The following is a 1563-nucleotide window of genomic DNA, read 5'->3' on the forward strand; positions in this document are numbered from 1 at the left end:
TAGTAACCGTTGCACAAGCCTCTAATTTTCATATTTAACTCCTTTTTCAGCTTTAATTGAAATTTTCTAGGGGTTGCTTTAAGGAAAAATGAAAACTCCAGTATTGATAATAGGAACCCTTATAATAGCTTGAAAAGTCAATAAATTTGGGTTTATAAAAGTGAGGCCTTTTGCTACTACATTTGCCCCGGTTTTCACTCGTTTAGTTGTGTTTTTAAGGTATTTCTTCAGGTTGTAAGCTATTGTCGCCAAATACATACATTTATTGGCCTGTCGAATACCGATGGTATTTACTTTTCGCAGCCCTAGGAATTCTTTGAGAGTGCCAAAAACGGGCTCTACAGTACTTTGGCGTTTGCCTTTCATATAACGGCCACGCCTGCTTTTTACCCGTTCAATATTCCTGTCATATTCCTCGCGATAAGCAGTGATATTGATTCGTTTTTCGTGGCTTTTGCCAATGCAGGCTGTTTTTATGGGACAGCCTTTACAATCTGCTCTTGTAGTAAAATAATTATCTTTTAGGTTCCCGTTTTCTATTTTTTGATTGCGGAAGGTGACTTTTTTCCCCTCGGGACATAGCCAGTAATTACCTTCTTTGAAATATTGGAATCCTTCAGGCCCTCCTTTGTAGGTTCCGTGAGGCGGTATGTAAGTCGTAAGTCCCTTTTTCTCTAAGTATGCATAATTTTCACCGCTGCTGTAACCGGCATCTGCCAGTACGTTTTCCCAAATAAGGCCTTCCCGGCGAAGGCGCCTGTTCAACCTGGCGGCGATGTCCTGCAGGTATGTAGTGTCTTTTTTATCTGCGTGTTAGGCTTGTACATCTGTTATCACATTTGTCCTAGTATCAACGGCGATATTGCACAGGTAGTTTAGTTTTCTTGCCTTACCGGGTTTGACACTAATCCTCGCATCTGGATCTGTAGGGCTGTAATGGGTTTTGTTGCTGGTATATTTACTGCCTTTGTTTTTTGCACCGGGCTTCATATCCTGGTCCTCACTCCATCTTTTGTTACGGCTCTTGATTTCCTGAAGCTCAGATTTACTGGCTGTTATTCTTTGTTGTTCTTTAGGAGCTTTGTTCCCTTTGGCCTTTCGGTCACTGCTGCTTTGCACTCGAAGCTTTGAGAGATGCTCCTCGAGATCTTCTGCCGGGACTTTAAGCTCCAGGCTGTCCATAGAAGCATTGGCCTTTACCGGAGCAGAATCGATGGCCTGGGTATGACCACTTACGAGTCCTGCATCAATGCATAACTTTAAAACTTTAGTGAACACATCTTCAAAAATATCTTCAGGAAAAAGTTGTCGGGTTCGGCTAATCGTGCTGTGCCAGGGCAATTCTTCGTCTACATCATATCCCAGAAAAAAAAGAATATCCAGGCGCATTGAACAATGATCCATTACACCACGATCTGTAGTAATATTTTCAAGATAGCCCACCAGACAGATTCTGAAAAATACCACAGGGTCAATGCTTTTTTGTCCGCTCTCGCCATAAAATTTCCGGGTAAGTGGATATAGGAAATCCAGGTTAAGGGCTTCTTTTAAACGACGATAAAA

At 41.9% G+C, this 1563-nt stretch carries 1 protein-coding gene and 1 pseudogene; both read right to left on the reverse strand.

Annotated elements, in window-relative coordinates:
* Positions 1 to 78: 78 nt before the first annotated feature.
* Positions 79 to 798: pseudogene (locus ACW6QP_RS15335) on the reverse strand (transposase); the annotation flags it as partial.
* 15 nt (positions 799 to 813) lie between these two features.
* Positions 814 to 1563: transposase (locus tag ACW6QP_RS15340; RefSeq protein ID WP_457911753.1), on the reverse strand; the 750-nt coding region annotated here is incomplete at its 5' end.

Source organism: Salegentibacter haimaensis (genome assembly GCF_054121495.1).